The 17,460-nt window shown below is 60.6% G+C and carries 23 protein-coding genes; 8 read left to right on the top strand and 15 right to left on the bottom strand.

Annotated features, from left to right (window positions below; all coding sequences use genetic code 11):
• The first annotated feature begins 23 nt into the window (after positions 1–23).
• Both RIB87_RS14180 and RIB87_RS14175 read left to right on the top strand, forming a co-directional pair.
• Positions 24–551 (top strand): adenine phosphoribosyltransferase, encoded by a 528-nt coding sequence (locus tag RIB87_RS14180; RefSeq protein ID WP_350147809.1) that lies wholly within the window; start codon positions 24–26, stop codon positions 549–551.
• Positions 552–968, top strand: coding sequence for an HIT domain-containing protein (locus RIB87_RS14175; protein WP_350147806.1), 417 nt, complete (start codon positions 552–554; stop codon positions 966–968).
• Here the strand turns inward: RIB87_RS14175 and RIB87_RS14170 are convergent.
• The 6 genes from RIB87_RS14170 to RIB87_RS14145 all read right to left on the bottom strand — a co-directional run bounded on the left by RIB87_RS14170 (position 954) and on the right by RIB87_RS14145 (position 5,185).
• Complete coding sequence (locus RIB87_RS14170) at positions 954–1,640, bottom strand: dienelactone hydrolase family protein (RefSeq protein WP_350147804.1); 687 nt, start codon at positions 1,638–1,640, stop codon at positions 954–956. The two genes, RIB87_RS14175 and RIB87_RS14170, sit on opposite strands and share 15 nt — an antisense overlap.
• A 45-nt stretch (positions 1,641–1,685) precedes the next feature.
• A complete protein-coding gene (locus RIB87_RS14165; protein WP_350147802.1) occupies positions 1,686–2,168 on the bottom strand; it encodes a MaoC family dehydratase in 483 nt (160 codons plus the stop codon).
• Between the two features lie 3 nt (positions 2,169–2,171).
• On the bottom strand, positions 2,172–2,645 hold the full coding sequence (locus tag RIB87_RS14160) for a MaoC family dehydratase (RefSeq protein WP_350147800.1): 474 nt from the start codon (positions 2,643–2,645) through the stop codon (positions 2,172–2,174).
• A gap of 26 nt (positions 2,646–2,671) precedes the next feature.
• A complete protein-coding gene (gene ychF, locus RIB87_RS14155; protein WP_350147797.1) occupies positions 2,672–3,769 on the bottom strand; it encodes a redox-regulated ATPase YchF in 1,098 nt (365 codons plus the stop codon).
• Complete coding sequence (gene pth, locus RIB87_RS14150; RefSeq protein ID WP_350147795.1) at positions 3,769–4,431, bottom strand: aminoacyl-tRNA hydrolase; 663 nt, start codon at positions 4,429–4,431, stop codon at positions 3,769–3,771. Before pth ends, ychF begins: the two co-directional genes overlap by 1 nt.
• Before the next feature lie 82 nt (positions 4,432–4,513).
• Positions 4,514–5,185 carry a 50S ribosomal protein L25/general stress protein Ctc gene (locus tag RIB87_RS14145; RefSeq protein ID WP_350147793.1) on the bottom strand — a complete coding sequence of 224 codons (672 nt, stop codon included), beginning with the start codon at positions 5,183–5,185 and terminating at the stop codon, positions 4,514–4,516.
• A gap of 170 nt (positions 5,186–5,355) precedes the next feature.
• Here RIB87_RS14145 and RIB87_RS14140 point away from each other — a divergent pair, with 170 nt between their 5' ends.
• Entirely contained in the window at positions 5,356–5,814 is a 459-nt protein-coding gene (locus RIB87_RS14140) for a hypothetical protein (protein ID WP_350147791.1), read from the top strand.
• 49 nt (positions 5,815–5,863) lie between these two features.
• On the opposite strand, the gene RIB87_RS14135 is transcribed toward RIB87_RS14140, so the two are convergent.
• A complete protein-coding gene (locus tag RIB87_RS14135) occupies positions 5,864–6,304 on the bottom strand; it encodes an ABA4-like family protein (RefSeq protein ID WP_350147789.1) in 441 nt (146 codons plus the stop codon).
• Positions 6,305–6,389: 85 nt separating this feature from the next.
• On the opposite strand from RIB87_RS14135, the gene RIB87_RS14130 reads away from it, so the two are divergent.
• Positions 6,390–6,836 (top strand): MarR family winged helix-turn-helix transcriptional regulator, encoded by a 447-nt coding sequence (locus tag RIB87_RS14130; RefSeq protein ID WP_350147787.1) that lies wholly within the window; start codon positions 6,390–6,392, stop codon positions 6,834–6,836.
• A 42-nt stretch (positions 6,837–6,878) separates the two neighbouring features.
• Here RIB87_RS14130 and RIB87_RS14125 read toward each other — a convergent pair whose 3' ends face one another.
• From RIB87_RS14125 to lgt, 5 genes are all read right to left on the bottom strand, one after another.
• Positions 6,879–7,811, bottom strand: a complete 933-nt coding sequence (locus RIB87_RS14125) for a ribose-phosphate pyrophosphokinase (RefSeq protein WP_350147785.1) — start codon at positions 7,809–7,811, stop codon at positions 6,879–6,881.
• Between the two features lie 106 nt (positions 7,812–7,917).
• Entirely contained in the window at positions 7,918–8,940 is a 1,023-nt protein-coding gene (locus RIB87_RS14120; protein WP_350147783.1) for a hypothetical protein, read from the bottom strand.
• A gap of 66 nt (positions 8,941–9,006) precedes the next feature.
• Positions 9,007–9,783 (bottom strand): peptidoglycan editing factor PgeF, encoded by a 777-nt coding sequence (pgeF, locus tag RIB87_RS14115; RefSeq protein WP_350147781.1) that lies wholly within the window; start codon positions 9,781–9,783, stop codon positions 9,007–9,009.
• 5 nt (positions 9,784–9,788) lie between these two features.
• Complete coding sequence (locus RIB87_RS14110; protein WP_350147779.1) at positions 9,789–10,880, bottom strand: class I SAM-dependent methyltransferase; 1,092 nt, start codon at positions 10,878–10,880, stop codon at positions 9,789–9,791.
• 2 nt (positions 10,881–10,882) lie between these two features.
• On the bottom strand, positions 10,883–11,776 hold the full coding sequence (lgt, locus tag RIB87_RS14105) for a prolipoprotein diacylglyceryl transferase (protein ID WP_350147777.1): 894 nt from the start codon (positions 11,774–11,776) through the stop codon (positions 10,883–10,885).
• Between the two features lie 183 nt (positions 11,777–11,959).
• Here lgt and RIB87_RS14100 point away from each other — a divergent pair, with 183 nt between their 5' ends.
• From RIB87_RS14100 to RIB87_RS14085, 4 genes are all read left to right on the top strand, one after another.
• Positions 11,960–12,229: an accessory factor UbiK family protein gene (locus RIB87_RS14100; protein WP_350147775.1), complete on the top strand. Its 270-nt coding sequence runs from the start codon at positions 11,960–11,962 to the stop codon at positions 12,227–12,229.
• Between the two features lie 270 nt (positions 12,230–12,499).
• On the top strand, positions 12,500–13,000 hold the full coding sequence (locus tag RIB87_RS14095) for a type III secretion system chaperone family protein (protein ID WP_350147773.1): 501 nt from the start codon (positions 12,500–12,502) through the stop codon (positions 12,998–13,000).
• 22 nt (positions 13,001–13,022) lie between these two features.
• A complete protein-coding gene (proC, locus tag RIB87_RS14090) occupies positions 13,023–13,841 on the top strand; it encodes a pyrroline-5-carboxylate reductase (RefSeq protein WP_350147771.1) in 819 nt (272 codons plus the stop codon).
• Positions 13,842–13,850: 9 nt separating this feature from the next.
• The gene (locus tag RIB87_RS14085; RefSeq protein ID WP_350147769.1) at positions 13,851–14,585 is read left to right on the top strand and encodes a TetR/AcrR family transcriptional regulator; all 735 of its coding nucleotides are present in this window, start codon (positions 13,851–13,853) and stop codon (positions 14,583–14,585) included.
• A gap of 12 nt (positions 14,586–14,597) precedes the next feature.
• Here the strand turns inward: RIB87_RS14085 and RIB87_RS14080 are convergent, their stop codons facing one another.
• The 3 genes from RIB87_RS14080 to RIB87_RS14070 all read right to left on the bottom strand — a co-directional run bounded on the left by RIB87_RS14080 (position 14,598) and on the right by RIB87_RS14070 (position 17,298).
• Positions 14,598–15,983: an ATP-binding protein gene (locus RIB87_RS14080; RefSeq protein WP_350147767.1), complete on the bottom strand. Its 1,386-nt coding sequence runs from the start codon at positions 15,981–15,983 to the stop codon at positions 14,598–14,600.
• 81 nt (positions 15,984–16,064) lie between these two features.
• A complete protein-coding gene (locus RIB87_RS14075) occupies positions 16,065–16,766 on the bottom strand; it encodes a response regulator (protein ID WP_350147765.1) in 702 nt (233 codons plus the stop codon).
• Entirely contained in the window at positions 16,759–17,298 is a 540-nt protein-coding gene (locus tag RIB87_RS14070; protein WP_350147763.1) for a MarR family winged helix-turn-helix transcriptional regulator, read from the bottom strand. Before RIB87_RS14070 ends, RIB87_RS14075 begins: the two co-directional genes overlap by 8 nt.
• Positions 17,299–17,460: the final 162 nt, after the last annotated feature.

The following is a 17,460-nucleotide window of genomic DNA, read 5'->3' as shown; positions in this document are numbered from 1 at the left end:
CAACGCATCCTGAAGGGCTCCCCATGGACATCAAAGACCTGATCCGTACCATTCCTGACTACCCCAAGCCGGGCATCATGTTTCGTGACATCACGACGTTGTTGAATGATGCGTGCGGCTTTCGCACGACGATTGACCGGCTGGTGCAGTTGCATGTGGTCAACAAGGTGGATGTGGTGGCAGGCATTGAAGCGCGCGGCTTCATTCTGGGTGGGGCCGTCGCGCATCAGCTTGGCAAGCCGTTCGTGCCGATCCGCAAGAAAGGCAAGCTGCCGGGCGAAACCATCGGTGTGGAATATGCGCTTGAATACGGCACCGACACTGTCGAGATGCATATTGATGCCGTCACAAAAGGCCAGCGCGTGCTGGTGGTGGATGATCTGATTGCCACCGGCGGCACGGCGGAAGCTGCGATCAAGCTCATTCGCCAGGCGGGCGGTGAAGTGATTGCGGCCAGCTTCGTGATCGACCTGCCTGAGCTTGGCGGCTGCAGGAAGCTGAATGAGATAGGCGTTGAAACCCAGACCCTGTGTGCCTTTGAAGGTCACTAGGTGAGCGGTTTCATACTTGATCGGCGTCTTGAAGCGGAGACCATCCTTGCGGTGTCGTTGCCGCTCTGCGACGTGCTGCTGCGGGATGACGCGCGCACGCTGTGGGTCATTGCTGTGCCGCGGCGGGCGGGACTTGAAGAAGTGCATGATCTGGGTGCGGAGGATCAGGCACAGCTCATGATCGAAATCGCCCGGATATCAAAAGCGGTGGCGCAGATTGCACAACCGACCAAGGTCAACACCGGCATGCTTGGCAACATTGTACGGCAGCTTCATGTGCATGTCGTGGCACGCACTGAAGGCGATTTTGCATGGCCCGGCCCTGTGTGGGGCGTTGGGGAGCGTGTGGTGATGGAGGCTGATGCGCGCGCCAATATGCTCACGCAGGTGCAGGCAGCGCTGTCAGAAGCCGGCTGACTCAAACAGTTCCAGTGTGCGGTCGCGGGCTTCCAGCGTGGCGTCTTCGTCGTAGTTGGCGCGACGATCAGAATTGAAACCATGGTCGGCATCATAGACATAGACGCGGACTTGCGGGTGCGCGGCCTCGATCTCACGCACCCACTCCATGGGAATGGTTTGGTCGCGTTCGCCGAAATGCAAAATGGTTTCGCATTGGGGCTCTTCTTCCACGTGATCGATGACGTGGCGGCCGTAATAGCCCGCCGCAGACGTCAGCCCCTTGCACCGACATGCGGCGATCCATGCAACGGAGCCGCCATAGCAGTAGCCGGTAATGTGAACGCGCCGGTTGCCGTTGATGCGCAGCCAGTCAATGGCGGCCTGAATGTCGCCTTGTGTGTGGGTGAAGCCTGCTGCATCACGCAGCCTGAGGGAGCGGGCGATGTCCTCGTCTGAGTAGGTTGCTTCAAATCCCGGCTCCTCGCGGTCGTAGAGCGATGGGGCCAGCACCTGATAACCGTCGCGGGCGAAGCCATCACACAGATCGCGGATGTGATCGGTAACGCCGAATATTTCCTGCGCCAGAACAAGGCCACCCTTGCGCTCGCCGGACGGTTTGACGTGATAAGCGGCGATGGTCGCGCCGTCGCTTGCGCTTTTGAGCGTAATCATCTCGCCCTTGTGAGGCATCAAAGTCTCCAACATGGTGCCCGCGACGCCGTGTGGCGGGCCGAGTTAGCCGGGAAGCGGACCGCCGGGGTCACGGCGGGGCATCAGCCCCTGTCCGATGAAATGGAACACCATTTTGCCGCTCTGATTAAAGCCTTCATTCTTGTGGCGCACGATGCCCCATTCGGGCCGTGACTTGAGAGCAACCAGTTCCACGCATTCAGCGGTGTAGGTGATGGTGTCGCCCGCCCGCACCGGGTTTGGCCAGCGCATGTCGAAGAAGCCGGGCGAGGGGCCGCCCTGGGGGCTGTCATCCCCGGCAGCGCGCGGCTGGCCCAAGCGGGTGCCGACCATCAGTTTCATCCAGGTGGCGCTGGTGTGCCAGCCGGACGCGATAAGCCCGCCATAGGGGCCGTCTTTGGCGGCCACAGGATCAACGTGAAAAGGCTGCGGGTCGTATTTTCTGGCGAAGCGGATGATTTCGTCTTCGCTGAAGGTGTAGGAGCCAAGCTCCATGCGGGCACCGATCTTGAAGTCTTCAAACCACATGATCTATGCCTCCGCCTTGTGCGGTGTGCGGCACTCGAACATGGCCCAGCCTTCCATGGTCATTTTGAGGTCGTTGTGCTGGTTGAACATTTCCCAGCCAAAGCGCACCAGACCCATGCCGGGGCGTGATTTCGAGCGGCGGGTCTCGAGGGTGCGGCGTTTCATTGAAAGGATGTCGCCTGCATAGACCGGCTTGCGCCAGCGCACTTCTTCCACGCCCGGCGCGCCCATTGAGGCTGTCTTGTGCAGGTAGCCGTCCCACATGATGCGCATGGCAATTGAGCAGTTGTGCCAGCCCGATGTTGCCAGGCCGCCCAGAAGGGATGTCTTGGCAATTTCCTCGTTGAGATGAAATGGCTGCGGATCAAACTCCGACGCAAACTCGATCATCTCGTCCTTGCGCACTTCATAGGCGCCAAAGGTGGCTTCTTCGCCAACGGGAAAATCTTCCCAGTAAAGTTCAGGCTTGTTTGTCATGTGATCCTAGTTTCCCCGTCGCGTGCCTAGTTTGCAAATCTGAAATGCAGCACGTCGCCGTCCTGGACTATGTATTCCTTGCCCTCAAGGCGCATCTTGCCTGCTTCGCGGGCCGGTGTCTCGCCCCCCAGCGACACGTAGTCGTCGTAGCCGATGGTTTCAGCGCGGATGAAGCCTTTTTCAAAATCCGTATGAATGACGGCCGCTGCCTTGGGCGCGCGTGTGCCTTTGCGGATTGTCCATGCACGAGCTTCCTTGGGGCCTGCGGTAAAATAGGTCACCAGACCCAGCAGCCCGTAGCCCGCCTGAATGAGGCGGTTGAGGCCTGGCTCTTCAAGGCCAAGCGTTTCAAGATATTCAGAGGCCTCTTCGTCATCGAGTTGCGCCAGTTCCGCTTCGATCTTGGCGGAGATGACAACAAATGCTGCGCCTTCGGCTTCAGCCCGTGTTGCAACCTGTTCAGAAAAACTGTTGCCGGTGGCGGCTGAGCCTTCATCCACATTGCAGACATACAGAACGGGCTTTGATGTCAGCAGTTGCAGGCTGCGCCAGTCGGCGCGCTCCTCGTCGGTGATGGCGGCCATGCGGGCGGGCTTGCCGTCGCGCAGCAGCACCAGTGCTTTTTCCATCAGGGCCAGCTGTGCCTTGGCTTCCTTCTCGCCGGATTTTGCTTTTTTCTCCAGCGGCGCCATGCGGCGTTCGAGGCTTTCAAGGTCGGAAAGCATAAGTTCCGTTTCCACAACCTCAGCGTCGTTGAGCGGGTCAATGCGGCCTTCAACGTGGGTGATGTCGTCGTCTTCAAAGCAGCGCAATACATAGGCCACTGCGTCCACTTCGCGGATGTTGGCCAGGAACTGGTTGCCAAGACCCTCGCCCTGGCTGGCGCCTTTGACGAGGCCGGCAATGTCCACGAAGGTGAGCCGGGCGGGGATCACTTCCTTGGAGGTGGCGATGTCGGCGAGCTTCATCAGGCGCGGTTCGGGTACGGCCACTTCGCCCACATTGGGCTCAATGGTGCAAAATGGATAGTTCGCCGCCTGCGCCGCTGCTGTTTTGGTCAGCGCGTTGAAGAGCGTTGATTTGCCTACATTGGGAAGGCCGACAATGCCGCATTTGAAACCCATCAGGCGTTCTCTCCATCATCTTTTGGTTTGGCAGGCTGTTGAGGTTTTTGTCCAAACCCGCTTTCTTGTTTGGTCGGTTTCGTGCCGAAACCCCGGTCCTGCAAATACAGCGCAACCTTGTTCATGAACTCGGAATCGCGCTGCTGCGCAAGATGCACAACTGCATCGCTGACCGCCTCAATCACGGCCTCTACCCAGGGGCGCTCGGCTTTGGCAAAATCCTTGAGCACGTAGCCGGGCACCTTGTTTTTGTCGCCGGGGTGGCCCACGCCCAGCCGCACGCGCATGAAATCCTTGCCGAAATGTGCCGCGATCGAGCGAATGCCGTTATGGCCTGCGGCCCCGCCGCCCGCCTTGACGCGCACTTTCATGGGGGCGAGGTCAATTTCGTCATAGATCACATACACGTCGTTTGGGCCAAGCTTGTAGAAGTTGGCGGCCTGCGACACCGAAATGCCGCTGTCATTCATGTAGGTCTGGGGTTTGAGCAGCAGCACTTTTTCAGTGCCCAGCCGGCCTTCACTTACGGCCCCCTGAAACCCGGCCCGCCAGGGGCCAAAGCCATGGTCGCGGGCAATCGCATCCACGGCCATGAAGCCGATATTATGGCGGTGGTTTTCGTACTTGGGTCCGGGGTTGCCGAGCCCTGCGATGAGCAGCATGTGCGGCGTCCTGGGCGTGGTGGGCATGACGGGCTGCAGACGGTGTTGTTGTCTGCAGCCCGGTCAGACCGTATGGCGACCTTTAGTCGTCGCTTTTCTCTTCGGCGTCGTCACCGCCATCGTCGCCGCCATGTTCCGTTTCAGGATCATCGGGGGCCTCGGGCGCGTCGTCTTCCACCGGTGCCAGCGTGGGTGCTGCAATGGTGGCGATGGTGAAGTCGCGGTCGGTGATGGTGGGCTTGGCACCGTCGGGCAGGGTTACCTCGGAGATGTGAATCGCATCACCGATTTCCTTGCCGGTGAGATCAACCACAATCTCGTCGGGCAGGTTGGTTGCAAGGCAGAGCAGCTCTACTTCGTGGCGCACCACGTTGAGAATGCCCTTGTCTTTCTCGATGCCCGGTGCCTCTTCTTCATTGATGAAGGTCACGGGAATCATCACGTTGATCTTGGCACCCTTGCCAAGACGCAGGAAATCCACGTGGATCACCCAGTCGCGGACCGGGTCAAGCTGCACGTCACGCGCAATCACGCGGGTGGTTTCGCCCGCGACGTCGAGGTCGAGCAGCGTGGACATGAAATGTCCGGTGTCCCACAGCTTGGTCACGTCACGTGACTCAACATTGATGAGAGTTGGTTCTTTCTTGTCGCCGTAAATGACTGCAGGAACTTTGTTCTCACGCCTTGCAGCCCGTGCGGCCCCCTTGCCGGCACGGTCGCGGCGCTCTGCGGTCAACGCCATGGTCTTGGCCATTGGTCGTCTCCTGATAAATGAGCGTCAAAATAAAAGGACGGCGCACGGCCCAAAACGCGGACCAGCCGTCCTCCCCCAATCGCCTCGTCCCCTCCAGGGGTGCGGAAAAGGCTTTGGTGGCGGGGTTTTAGGGGAAAACTGGGGGGTGCGCAAGCGGGGCAGTGGGGGGCATGACCTTGCAGGTAATTTCGTCGGGCGGGCAGTTGGGTCAGGAACGGGCAGACGAACAGATCCTGAGGGTTTCTGCCATGCCTTACGCTATTTCAATTGGGTTTTTGATCCTTGCCGTCCTGCATGCCTCCCCGGCGCTTTTGGCATTGAGACCAGAGCTGATGGCCTCGCTTTACGGCCCTGCTGCAGCCTCAAGCGGGTTGGGCATTTTGCTGCATCACCGGGCAATGATGTTCATGCTGGTGGTGTTGGCCTGTATTGCTGCTGCGTTCATGCCACAGATACGCAGCGCTGGTGTGGTGCTGACCGGCTGGAGCATGATCGGGTTCTTAGTCGCATATTGGCTTGGCGGCAGCCCGGCAGGGGCGTTACATCGCATCGCGCTTGCTGATCTTGCCTGTGTTCCCGTGCTGCTGTTCTTGGTGTGGGCAGTGTTTTTCCGCACTTCGTCAATCTGAGTTGCGTGGCTGAGTCTTGTTTGCCTGAGCGTCGCGTCCTGCGGCGGATTTATGCTGCCGCGTTTTCCGGCTGGCCGCCTTTTCTGGCAACAGCACGAATGGCACAGAAAAGCAGAAACCCTGCCGGTCCAAACATAAACGTTGCCGGGAGACACGGCAGGACCATCCAGAACATGATATTTTCGTCACGGGCCGTTCGGCAGATCCAGGCTCCGACGAACAAATCGAAGGCGAGAAAATGAATCCACCCTGCCATGAGCGCTCCAGGGTTGGTGAAAAGCTGCTTTACCTCGGCAAAACTGCTGAAGCCGCCGCCGTTCTCTGACGGGACAAACAGCAAGAACGCGACGTAGGTGGCGGCCAGTACTAACGGAACAATGAGACCTGCTATCCGGTCCGACCATACGGGAATCAGGGGCGAGATGAGCAGCGTGAGCCAGCCAACCATGGCAAGCAGCCCCACCGCTGAGAACACCATTTCAAAATCCATATCCCAATCCTCCGCGCGATAAACAGGTGGCAGAAAATATGGCGCATAATACTTGCATATGCAAGTATATCGGATACAATTTGCCATGGACACTATTTGCACCATCAATGCGTTGCGACTTCTGCAGTCAGCGGATGAGATAAAAGAGCGGCTGTCTGGCGAGTTCGCGGCTGTGCATGGGTTGTCGGTAAACGAGTTTTTCCTGCTGATGCACCTCAGCCGCGCGCCGGCACACCGTCTTTCCCGCGTGGAGCTTGCCAAGCGGATGCATGTAAGCGCATCCACCGTGACGCGCATGGTAGCTCCGATGGAAAAACTGGGGATGGTCGATCGTGAGGCAGATACGCGGGATGCCCGACTGGCATTCGTCGTGCTCAACCGGACGGGTCGAAAAAAGCTCGCCGAGGCGCAGCAGACCTTTGCCAAGCAGGCTGGATATGTTTTTCAGGATCGCTGGGACGACGCCGAACTGAAACAGTTATCTGAGTTGCTGTATCGCCTGGTTGTGGGTAGCACGAGCAACCTGACCTGAAACCGCACTGCGCCGAATTCGCTGTTTCGTTTGTGTCTGGCGTTAATCAAACAGGCTCGACACCGAGCGTTCTTCGGCGATGCGGTGCATGGCTTCGCCGATCAGGGGGGCGATGCTTACGACGCGGATGTTGTGGCTGACGCGGATCGCTTCGGTGGCCTGGATGGTGTCGGTGATGACCAGGTTCTTGAGCTTGGATGACGACACGCGGGCGACGGCACCGCCTGACAGCACGCCGTGGGTGACGTAGGCCGACACTTCCTTGGCGCCTTTTTCAAGCAGGGCGTTGGCGGCGTTGCACAGGGTGCCCGCGCTATCCACGATGTCGTCCATCAGGATGCAGGAGCGGCCTGAAACATCGCCGATGATGTTCATCACTTCGCTTTCGCCGGCGCGCTCGCGGCGCTTGTCCACGATGGCGAGGTCGGCATCAATGCGCTTGGCCAGCGCGCGGGCGCGGACCACGCCGCCCACATCCGGAGACACCACCATCAGCGGTTCGCCGTTGAGGTTTTCTTTTATGTCCTTGGTGAGCACCGGCAGGGCAAACAGGTTGTCGGTCGGGATATCAAAGAAGCCCTGTATCTGGCCCGCGTGCAGGTCAACCGTCAGCACGCGGTCTGCGCCCGCATTGGTGATGAGGTTGGACACCAACTTGGCAGAGATGGGTGTGCGCGGGCCGGGCTTTCGGTCCTGGCGGGCGTAGCCAAAGTAAGGCACGACGGCTGTGATGCGGCGCGCGCTGGCGCGCTTCAACGCATCAATGCAGATCAGCAGTTCCATCAGGTGGTCGTTGGCGGGGAACGATGTGGACTGGATGACGAACGCATCCTCGCCGCGCACGTTTTCCTGGATTTCCACAAACACTTCCATGTCCGCAAAGCGGCGGACGATGGCCTTCGTGAGCGGCACATTGAGATAGGCGGCGATGGCTTCGCTCAGCGCCCTGTTGGAGTTGCCGGCCAGAAGCTTCATACGGTTCCGCATCCCGCGTGTGTGCGGGCCCCCCTATTAGGCAACAAATCTTGGAATGGAATCCAAGATGACAGTTCAATGACGCCCTGTCAGCGGGCGCGTTGTATCAATTCGCATCCGGCGGTGTAAACCCGCGAAGCTCGTTTAGGGCCGCTGTTGTGGCTCTTGTGTCGCGGTCGGGCGACACCAGCGCATAAACGGCGCGCGCGGCGTCGCTCGCGGCTTCCACGCCGGCTGATTCCCAAGTGGTTTCCAACTCGCCTGCACCAAACATGCGTTCCTGCACGATGGAGCCGACGGGTGCCCCGCCCGCGCGCGTGACATCCCACTGGAGTGTCACCATGTTGCCGCCGGTTGAGGATGGGCGCACCACCATGGAGCCGGTCACCAGCATGATGCCGGGTTCAGGGGCCGCCACCAGATTGGCACCCTTGGTTTGCAGGGCCGCGCGCAGTGCCGGGCCAAGCACGGGGGTGGAGGTGCGCGGTTCGCCTGCGACCTCGCGCAGATGCAGGGTTAGCGGGCCCTCGAGTTTTATCGGGGTGGGTTGCGTTGGCGCATTCGCGGGTGTCGGCGCGGGTGTCTGCGCGGGGGACGTAAGCGCGGCGGTTGTTATGCGGTCTGCATCTGTGGCCGGAAACAACCCTGCCTGGCGCCCGTAAAAGCCCGCAAGCTGGTCAGCTGCTTTCATGGCGACCTGCGACAGTGCGGCATTGCCCGCGGTGCTCCATGCCGCTTCAGGTGTGCGGGTGGGCACAAGCTGGGTATCAATGAAACGGTGATGGCGGATGCCGTCAGCGTCTGTCAGGTCCCAGGCAAACGCGATGACCGTTCCGTCCGCGGTTTGCCGGGCGGAGGCGGTGCCTTCCAGAACATAGTCAAAGCCTGCCGCCTGATTGTCGCGCGCCAGCGGCAGGCCGCGTGCTGCGGCGGCGTTTGTGATGGTTTGCGTCAGCCGCTCGCTGGCTTCAATAGGCACACCGATGACCGGAGCAACCGCAAGGCCGGGGCGGGCAATTTCAAGGGGTGTTGCGTCCATCGGCATTGATGCCTGATCGCCCCACGGCGCGCAGCTTGCTACCGCGATAAGCAGAGCGAAGGCGACGACGGGTTTGGCGGCGTGGATCATTGAATATACGACGAATCAGCTTTGCGGTTATAGGGCGAGTATAGGCGATCCGGGGTGCGCGAGCGCTCAGGCAAGCCGAATGGCCGAAATCTGCCGCCCATAGTCTTTTTCGCCTTTGTGGGTGGTGCGGCGATAGCTGAAAAAGCGGGTGTCGTCGGCGTAGGTGCATTCGGCCAGGCCACAGGGGGCATGAACACCTGCGGCGCGCAGCCGGTGCAGCACATAGCCTTCAAGGTCAAACCGCCAGTGGTTATCGCGGGTGGACGGGATAAAAAACTCTGCGTTGTCGGCGTCGTGGTCCAGCACCTGGGTGCGCACGTCGTCGCCCACTTCATAGTTGCGCTGGCTGATGGCGGGGCCGACAGCCGCCTGAATGTCATCACGGTTGGCACCCAGACTTTCCATCTGCGCAAGGGTTGCTTCCACAATGCCACTGACTGCGCCGCGCCAGCCTGCGTGAGCGGCGCCGATCACGCGGGCTTTGGGGTCTGCAAACAAAACCGGCGCACAATCCGCGGTGAGAATGCCAAGTGCCAGGCCACGTGTTGCGGTGGCCATGCCGTCTGCTTGCGGACGGGCATCGGGTGCAAACGGCGCTGCGACACTGACGGCGGTTGCGGAATGGACCTGATAGAGCGACAGCAGGTTTTCTTCCGCCACGCCCAGAGACACCGCCACGCGCGCGCGGTTTACCTCAACGGCCGTGGGGTCGTCGTTAGAACCGGGGCCGCAGTTGAGACCTTTGTAGATGCCTGTCGAGACGCCGCCGACACGGGTGTAAAAACCGTGCTGAATACCCGGCAGGGCTGCAAGTGGCGGGGCCTTGAGGGGGCGGGTAGGCATGAGACTTAAAATCCTGCTGGAAATCCTGCTGGCATGAGGCCGGGGCTTGTGATTGCCATCACCTTGAAGAGCGTCCCCATTGCGTCGGCTGCGGTCAAGCGTGTTGCTGCGGCGTTGATGGCATCGGCGTTTTGCGCGGATGCGTTTTGGGCCAGCGCTGCGGCACGTTGGGCGATGCCCAGCGCCAACAGAAAATCGCCCTGGGTGGTGGGGCGGTGCACGATGGTTGCTGGCCGGGCTGCGCCTGCCAGAGTCTCAAAATCAACATGGGCGGTGATGTCGGCTTGGCCCGGTGTTTCAAGCACCGGCACGAAGGCACCATTGCGCATTGCCTGAAGTGTGTCGCCCACAGCGCTTTTGGTGTGGCCGTAGTCAATGATGAGAGCGGCGCCGGTGTGTGCGTTGATGCGTTGCGCAAGGCGTTGCGCAATGGCGGCTCCTGCCGGACAGGTTTCAAGAATGCTGCCGGGATCAGCGTTCAGGGCGTCTGGCGGCAGCGCGATGCTGGGCAGCAAAGATGCTCCGGGCACAAACACCAGCCTATTGTTGTGCTCGGCCACACAGCGTTCACGCCAGCCGTCGTCTGTCGCCACAAACTGGCGGATGGGCAGCGCATCAAAAAACTCGTTGGCGATCACGATCAGCGGGCCGTCCGGCAGGGCGTCTATGCTGGTGTGCCAGCTTGGGGGTGCAAAGCCTTTTGCCTGCGCAATGGGGGCAACGGTGCGTTGTTGTGTGTCGCGCAGCACCGGGCTGGTCTCGATCATGGCGATGTGGGTAGCGCCCGCAAAACCCGGCTGCGCTGAGGCTGCGCGCAGGGCATCTGCCATCAGGGTGCCGCGTCCGGGGCCAAGCTCAACAAGGTGGACTGTGTCGGGTCTGCCAAGCTGCGCCCAGATGTCGGCAGCCCACGCGCCGATGAGTTCGCCAAACATCTGGCTGATTTCGGGCGACGTTGTGAAATCCGTGCCCAGCGGGTCGCGGGTTATGTAGTAGCCATGCTGCGGATGGCCGAGCGCCAGTGCCATGAAACGCGACACGGGCATACGCCCTGTCTCGCGAATTTCCTTGGCGATGATGCGCGCCAGTTCCGTCATTGTTATTTTGCAGCGCCCATTTTTGTGGAAGTGCCAAGGGGCGGCTCACTGCGGGCGCGCCAGATGAACCAGATGCCGGCAACGATCATCGGCAGTGACAATGTCATGCCCATGGTCAGCCAGTTGCCCACGAGGTAGCCAAGCTGCGCGTCCGGCTCGCGGAAGTTCTCCGTGAAAAAGCGTGCACAGCCATAGCCGGTGAGGAACACGCCCATGGTGAGGCCGGGGCGGGTAAGGGTCTTGAAGCGATAGACCACCACCAGCATGATGATGAACAACAACAGACCATCAAGCGAGGCCTGATAGAGCTGGCTTGGGTGCCGGGCGATCTGCAACCCGTCGCGCGGAAATACCATGGCCCAGGGCACGTCAGCGGCGCGGCCCCATAGTTCGCCATTGATGAAGTTGGCGAGGCGGCCGAAAAAATAGCCAAGCGGGGCGACTGTGGCGATCAGGTCGCCCAGCGAAAACATGTTGATGCCGCGCGAGCGGGCAAACAGGATTATGGCAACAATAACGCCCGCCAGCCCGCCATGAAACGCCATGCCGCCCTGCCAGACATACAAAATCTCAATCGGGTTCGAGAGGTAATGGGGCAGGTTGTAGAACAGCACAAAGCCAAGCCGGCCGCCCAGAATGATGCCGACTGTCGCCCAGATCAGAAAATCGTCAATATGGTCACGGGTAAGGGGTGCGGTGGGTCTGGCGTGCTTTCGCTTTGAAGCGGCCACCGGGTAGGGGTAGCCCTCCCACAGGGCGGGGGTCGAGACCATGCGCAGCGCCAGCCGCCAGCCGCCTATGATGCCGGCGATGTAGGCCAGTGCGTACCAGCGGATGACCAGCGGGCCGATTTCAAACAGCACCGGGTCAAACTGCGGATAGGTGATCTCGTACATGGGCAATGCCTTTTGGCGGCGGTCGGGGCGGATTTTCAGGTTGCTTACACCGGGTGCTTACATATGTCAGGAAACGGGCAAACGCGAAACACGCGATGGCGTGCGGGCCTTTTGCCTCACTTGCCCCCGCCGGGTGCGCTGCGCGATAGTACCGCTCGCCGCACAGGCGCAGGAGAACAAGCCATGACGCAATACGAAAACCGCCTTCTTGATGACATCGCCAAGCTGATGACCAGTGCTGCGGGTGCCGCACAGGGTATGCGCAGCGAGGTGGAAACGCTGATTCGGGCGCAGGCGGAGCGTATGGTGGCTGACCTTGATCTGGTGCCGCGTGATGAGTTTGACGCCATGAAGGACATGGCGATTGCCGCACGCACCGACGCTGAAGGCCTCAAGGCCCGGCTTGAGGCTCTGGAAGCCAGGCTTGCAAAGCTGGAAAAGTCCGGCTCCTGAGCGTTTCAGCACGTCTTGCTATTTCTGTCAGGCCATTCCTGTCGCGCAAGATTCATGGATCGGGCCTTGCGCCGACTCACGCTGACAGGCACGGTGTGATTTGTGTGTCGCTTTGCTTTGGCCACAATATATGCCGCAAAGGCATATATGTTGGGGTTGCGCGCGACATGCAGATGAGTGTCACCACTACATAGTGGGGGCGGGTGATGCCGGTTGGCTGACCAAGACTGCCAACGGGCATTCGGCCCCCGCCACAAGGGAAGGCCTGCCATGTCTGTATCCGTCGCTGATGCCGCCACCCTGCCTGACAACCCCATTGATGTTCTTGAGACCATTGCGACTGCGCAAAACTGGCCGTTTGACCGGTCTGCTGAGGATGAGTTGTCGCTTGCCGTCACAGGGGCATGGTGCGACTACGATCTGTCATTTACCTGGCGTGATGATCTGCATGGGCTGCATCTGGCCTGCGCGTTTGATCTGAAGATCAACACGGCGAAACTGGGTGATGTTCATGCGCTGCTGGCGCGCATCAACGAGCAGTTGTGGCTTGGCCATTTCGACATCTGGAAAGACGAAGGCGTGGTGCTGTTTCGCCACGGGCTGTTGCTGGGGGCGGGCGATGCGTCACCTGAGCAGTGCGAAATGCTGCTGTCGCTTGCAGTGGAAGCATGTGAGCGCTACTACCCGGCTTTCCAGTTTGTTTTGTGGGCCGGGCAATCGGCTGATGATGCGATGACCGCCTGCATGTTTGAAACACAAGGGACGGCCTGACACACAGGGCTGCGAACATCACATGGCTTCATCTCTCGTGCTGCCCGGTACGCTGGTGCTTTTGGGTGCCGGGAAAATGGGTGGTGCCTTGTTGCGCGGATGGCTTGAGGCGGGGGCGGACGCATCACGCATAGCCGTCATAGACCCCCAGCCGTCTAACGACATGAAAGCACTTGCCGGTGATCACGCGATTGCTCTGCATACGGATGGGTCGGCTCTAAGCGACGTTGCTGTCATGGTGCTTGCGGTCAAGCCGCAGATCATGTCACAGGCGGCAAAAACGCTTGTACCCATTGCACAAGATCGTCCGCTTGTTGTGTCTGTGGCTGCTGGCAAATCTGTTGCAGACCTGACCGCCCTGCTTGGCGATGTGCCTATTGTCCGCGCAATGCCGAATACGCCTGCGTCTGTCGGACGCGGGATCTCTGGTGCTTTTGCCGGGAGTGGTGTTTCGGCAGGTCAGCGGGCCTTGGCCACACAGTTGCTTGAAGCTGTGGGCGAGGTTGTGTGGCTTGACGATGAAGCCCTGATGGATGCGGTCACAGCGCTCTCAGGCAGCGGTCCGGCTTATGTGTTCTGGCTGACAGAATGCATGGCGGCGGCAGGCCGCGAGCTTGGTTTGCCGGATGCGGTGGCGGCAACACTGGCGCGGGCCACGGTGGCGGGTGCAGGTGAGTTGATGCATCAGGCCAGGGACACGCCCTCGACACTGCGTGAAAATGTGACATCGCCCGGCGGCACTACGGCGGCGGCGCTTGATGTGCTGATGGCGGATGACGGTTTGGGCGCATTGTTGAGGAAAGCCATGACGGCAGCGAGAGACCGGGCGCGCGAACTTTAGGCGTGTCACATGTCGCAGGCTGGTTTGTGGAACCTTAAGGCGTCATCGCCTATGGTTGTGCTTATGAATGCATCCAGTGATACCAAACCCCGAACGAAGCTGAAAAAGGGCAGTAAGGCCCGCCAGCGCGCCCGCATGGTTGAGGCAGCGCTTGCGCTTGCGCAATCCAATGGCTGGCGTGACCTGTCGATGGCAGAAATTGCCGCTGCCGCGGGTGTGCCGCTGGTGGAGGCGCTGAAGGTTACGCCGTCCAAGACGGCAATCATCCGTGCGTTTTCGCAGCATATCGACGCTCAGGTTCTCAACGAAATTGATGACGAGGCGAGTGATGAGCCTGCGCGTGACCGGCTCTTTGACGTGCTGATGAGCCGGTATGACGCGCTATGGCCGCACCGTCCGGCGTTGCGCGCCATCCTGCGGGATTTGCCCGGTGACCCCGGCGCGCTTTTGTCGGCGATGTCGCCGGCGCTTGAAAGCGTGCAGTGGATGCTCGAAGCCGCTGATCTGGATACCAGCGGCGTGCGCGGCGCGCTGCGGGTGCGGGCTGTTGCGGTGGTTTATGCTGCCAATCTGCGTGTCTGGCTCAACGAGGAAAGTCAGGACATGACCAAGACCATGGCTGATCTTGACCGGCGGTTGCGCCGTGGTGAGGCGCTGATGGAACAGGCGACCGGCATTTCAGAGAATGTATCCGGCCTGCTGCGCAGTTCGTTTGAGGCGCTGGCTGGCCTGGGCCAGCGTTAGGGACCACGCGTTTCAGATTGGCAACTGAATAAGCGCGCGCAGGCCGCCCAGCGGGCTTTCAAGCAACAGAATGTCACCACCATGGCCGCGCGCCACATCTCGGGCGATGGCAAGGCCAAGGCCTGAGCCGGAGCGGTTCTGGTTGCGCGCCGGGTCCAGCCTGTGGAACGGGCGGAACGCATCTTCCATCTGGTCGGGTGGGATGCCGGGGCCGTCGTCATCGACGGTAATTGTAACCGTTGAACCATGTACCTGGGCTGCAAGCCGCACGTGGGTTGCGTGGCCGGTAGCATTTTCCACCAGGTTGGTGATGCAGCGTTTGAGCGCTGCGGGCCGCACGCGCAGGTCAATCGGGCCATCCATGTCGAGGGCAATATCTGTCCCCTTGCGGGCGGCGTTGACGCGGATGTCTTCGAGGAAGGCCTCAAGGTCAATCATCGAGGCCGCTTCGCCGCCCTGGCCACGGGCAAAGGACAGATACTCATCGAGCAGCCGCTCCATGTCGGTGACGTCCTGACGCAGCTCTTCGATTTCCGGGCTGTCGCCCATCATGGCGAGTTGCAGCTTGAAGCGGGTGAGGGGGGTTTTGAGATCGTGGCTGACGCCTGCCAGCATGGCGGTGCGTTGCTGTATCTGCCGGGCCAGGCGGTCGCGCATGAGGATGAGCGCCTGCGCGGCGCGCCGCACTTCGGTGGCACCGGATGGTTTGAAGTCCGGCATGTCGCGGCCAAGGCCGAAAGCTTCTGCGGCATGGGCCAGCCGCTGGATGGGGCGCACCTGACCACGCAGGAACAGCACCGCCACCAGCAGCAAAATCAGTGACGTGCCGACCATCCATGAAATAAAGATGTGGCTGTTGGTTGCCGACACGCGGCTGCGCAAAAACAGTGCCCGCACAACACCGCCGGTATCCTGAATGCGCACATCGACATATTTTTCATAGGTCACCGTGTCCACCCAGATCGGGCGGTCTATGCGACTGCCGAGTTCGGCGACCAGCGTGTCGTGGAGGATGGGAAACAGGCCGGGATTCACTTCCGGCGGCAGGCGTTCGCCGGGCCAGATAGCAATCTGTATTTCAAGATTGCGGCCGATCATGTCGCTGAAGGCTTCATAGTCGCGCTCGTCGTCAATGCGATCATACAGCGTCATCACGAGGCCCATATCGTTGGCGGCCATATAGGCCAGTCCGCGCGTTACTTTCTCCCAGTGGCGGTCCAAAAACACAAACGCGGCGACTATCTGCAGCAGCAGGATGGGGGCGATCACAATGATGAGCGAGCGAGCGAAGAGGCCGTGCGGCGTCCAGCCCCGCAGCAGACCTGACGGGTCAATCGCGGCCAACATTCTGCGTAAGGGCTTGCGAGCGGGCGGGCGGGGTATGGTGGTGTCGGCCATGACGATTACTCCTGCGCACAACGTCTTGAACAGTCTAGTGCATTGCCTGCCAAATCATAAATCTGTGTCTGGCGGTTGCAGCTAATCGCAAATGAACATGTAGCCCTCGCCCCTGATGGTGCGCAGGTAGCGCGGGTCTTTGGGGTTTGGCTCTATCTTGCGCCGCAGGCGGTTGATCTGCACATCCACCGCGCGGTCCGAAATGTCCGGGTCGCCGCCGGTCAGTTCCTCGCGCGGCAAGGCACGCCCGGCTGCGCGGGCAAACAGCGTCATCAGGTCCGTTTCACGGGTGGTGAGGCGTACCGGTGTGTCGTTGCGGGTCAGGATGCCGCGCTCTATATCAAAAGTAAGATCACCGAACGTCACCTGCTTTTTGGGTTGCGGGCGGGTGTTGGCGCGTTTGAGGATTGTGCGGATGCGCAGCAGCAGTTCGCGGGGCTCAAATGGTTTTGGCAGATAATCATCGGCCCCGGCCTCCAGCCCCTCAATGCGGTTTTCAGCCTCGGTGCGCGCTGTCAGCATCAGCACCGGCACGTCAGAAGTAACACGCAGCCGGGTGGCGAAGGTAACGCCGCTCTCCCCGGGCATCATGACGTCAAGCACGATGAGGTCGAAGGCCAGCCCCTCAAGCCGACTGCGGGCCTGGGCTGCATCCTGCGCCGTCGTCACGCGAAAGCCATTGTCGGCAAGATATTTTTTCAGCAGTTCGCGGATGCGGCGATCGTCATCCACCACAAGCAGATGTGGCGCATCGTCGGCAAGTCGTATTTGCCTGTCAGTCATCGGCGGTGTCGCGGGCGGCATTCAGGTGATCGGTACCGGGATGAAGTTCGTTGCGGCTGGTACGATCCAGCAGGGCGTCCATTACCTGACGCCATGCCGCTACAGCTTCCGGGCCTGCCTGCCTGAAGGCGCGTTGCAACCGCACCCGCTGGGGAGCCTGTAGTCGTTGCCAAAGCGCCTGGCCTTTGTCGGTCAGGTGCAGGTGCCGCTCGCGGCGGTCCTGTGCGCCGGTGCGCTGCTCGACGTGCCCGTCTTCCACAAGCTGGCGCAGCACGCGGGCGAGGCTTTGCTTGGTAATGCGCAGGATCGCCAGAAGGTTCTGCACTGTGATGCCGGGGTTGCGGCCGACAAAGTGCAGCACCCGGTGATGGGCGCGGCCAAACTTCTGGCCTTCCAGAATCGCGTCCGGGTCGCTGACAAAATCCCGATAGGCGAAAAACAGCAGTTCCATGGCCTCGATCAGGTGACCATCCTGCTCCAGCCCGCTGTCGGGTCGCGTGGGGGGTTCATCGGATAAAATTATGTCAGCCATATTGACTTATATGGGTTCGATTGTTACTTGAGGGGCCATTGAAACGACAGGATCATTCTTGCAGCGCAGCATTTGCCCTTTTTTGAGGCGCGAATCGCGTTAAACCGGATCATTCCGTCGTCATACTATGCCCGACCATAGGACATTGCGCCCATGCCGGGT

The sequence above is a fragment of the Pyruvatibacter sp. genome (assembly GCF_040219635.1).
In the GTDB taxonomy this organism is placed as follows: domain Bacteria; phylum Pseudomonadota; class Alphaproteobacteria; order CGMCC-115125; family CGMCC-115125; genus Pyruvatibacter.
The sequence above is the reverse complement of the archived record's forward strand: the minus strand, read 5'-3'. Positions and strand labels throughout refer to the sequence as shown.

Bases quoted from the DNA above. Each gene is read 5' to 3' on its own strand.
- RIB87_RS14145 (WP_350147793.1), bottom strand. From the start codon at position 5,185: ATGGCCAAGACCATGGCGTTGACCGCAGAGCGCCGCGACCGTGCCGGC.
- RIB87_RS14160 (WP_350147800.1), bottom strand. From the start codon at position 2,645: ATGACAAACAAGCCTGAACTTTACTGGGAAGATTTTCCCGTTGGCGAA.
- RIB87_RS14110 (WP_350147779.1), bottom strand. From the start codon at position 10,880: ATGACGGAACTGGCGCGCATCATCGCCAAGGAAATTCGCGAGACAGGG.
- RIB87_RS14125 (WP_350147785.1), bottom strand. From the start codon at position 7,811: ATGAAGCTTCTGGCCGGCAACTCCAACAGGGCGCTGAGCGAAGCCATC.
- RIB87_RS14130 (WP_350147787.1), top strand. From the start codon at position 6,390: ATGGACACTATTTGCACCATCAATGCGTTGCGACTTCTGCAGTCAGCG.
- RIB87_RS14170 (WP_350147804.1), bottom strand. From the start codon at position 1,640: ATGCCTCACAAGGGCGAGATGATTACGCTCAAAAGCGCAAGCGACGGC.
- RIB87_RS14100 (WP_350147775.1), top strand. From the start codon at position 11,960: ATGACGCAATACGAAAACCGCCTTCTTGATGACATCGCCAAGCTGATG.
- RIB87_RS14075 (WP_350147765.1), bottom strand. From the start codon at position 16,766: ATGACTGACAGGCAAATACGACTTGCCGACGATGCGCCACATCTGCTT.
- RIB87_RS14085 (WP_350147769.1), top strand. From the start codon at position 13,851: ATGTCGCAGGCTGGTTTGTGGAACCTTAAGGCGTCATCGCCTATGGTT.
- RIB87_RS14080 (WP_350147767.1), bottom strand. From the start codon at position 15,983: ATGGCCGACACCACCATACCCCGCCCGCCCGCTCGCAAGCCCTTACGC.
- RIB87_RS14165 (WP_350147802.1), bottom strand. From the start codon at position 2,168: ATGTGGTTTGAAGACTTCAAGATCGGTGCCCGCATGGAGCTTGGCTCC.
- RIB87_RS14095 (WP_350147773.1), top strand. From the start codon at position 12,500: ATGTCTGTATCCGTCGCTGATGCCGCCACCCTGCCTGACAACCCCATT.
- ychF (WP_350147797.1), bottom strand. From the start codon at position 3,769: ATGGGTTTCAAATGCGGCATTGTCGGCCTTCCCAATGTAGGCAAATCA.
- proC (WP_350147771.1), top strand. From the start codon at position 13,023: ATGGCTTCATCTCTCGTGCTGCCCGGTACGCTGGTGCTTTTGGGTGCC.
- pth (WP_350147795.1), bottom strand. From the start codon at position 4,431: ATGCTGCTCATCGCAGGGCTCGGCAACCCCGGACCCAAGTACGAAAAC.
- pgeF (WP_350147781.1), bottom strand. From the start codon at position 9,783: ATGCCTACCCGCCCCCTCAAGGCCCCGCCACTTGCAGCCCTGCCGGGT.
- RIB87_RS14140 (WP_350147791.1), top strand. From the start codon at position 5,356: ATGACCTTGCAGGTAATTTCGTCGGGCGGGCAGTTGGGTCAGGAACGG.
- RIB87_RS14135 (WP_350147789.1), bottom strand. From the start codon at position 6,304: ATGGATTTTGAAATGGTGTTCTCAGCGGTGGGGCTGCTTGCCATGGTT.
- RIB87_RS14070 (WP_350147763.1), bottom strand. From the start codon at position 17,298: ATGGCTGACATAATTTTATCCGATGAACCCCCCACGCGACCCGACAGC.
- lgt (WP_350147777.1), bottom strand. From the start codon at position 11,776: ATGTACGAGATCACCTATCCGCAGTTTGACCCGGTGCTGTTTGAAATC.
- RIB87_RS14180 (WP_350147809.1), top strand. From the start codon at position 24: ATGGACATCAAAGACCTGATCCGTACCATTCCTGACTACCCCAAGCCG.
- RIB87_RS14120 (WP_350147783.1), bottom strand. From the start codon at position 8,940: ATGATCCACGCCGCCAAACCCGTCGTCGCCTTCGCTCTGCTTATCGCG.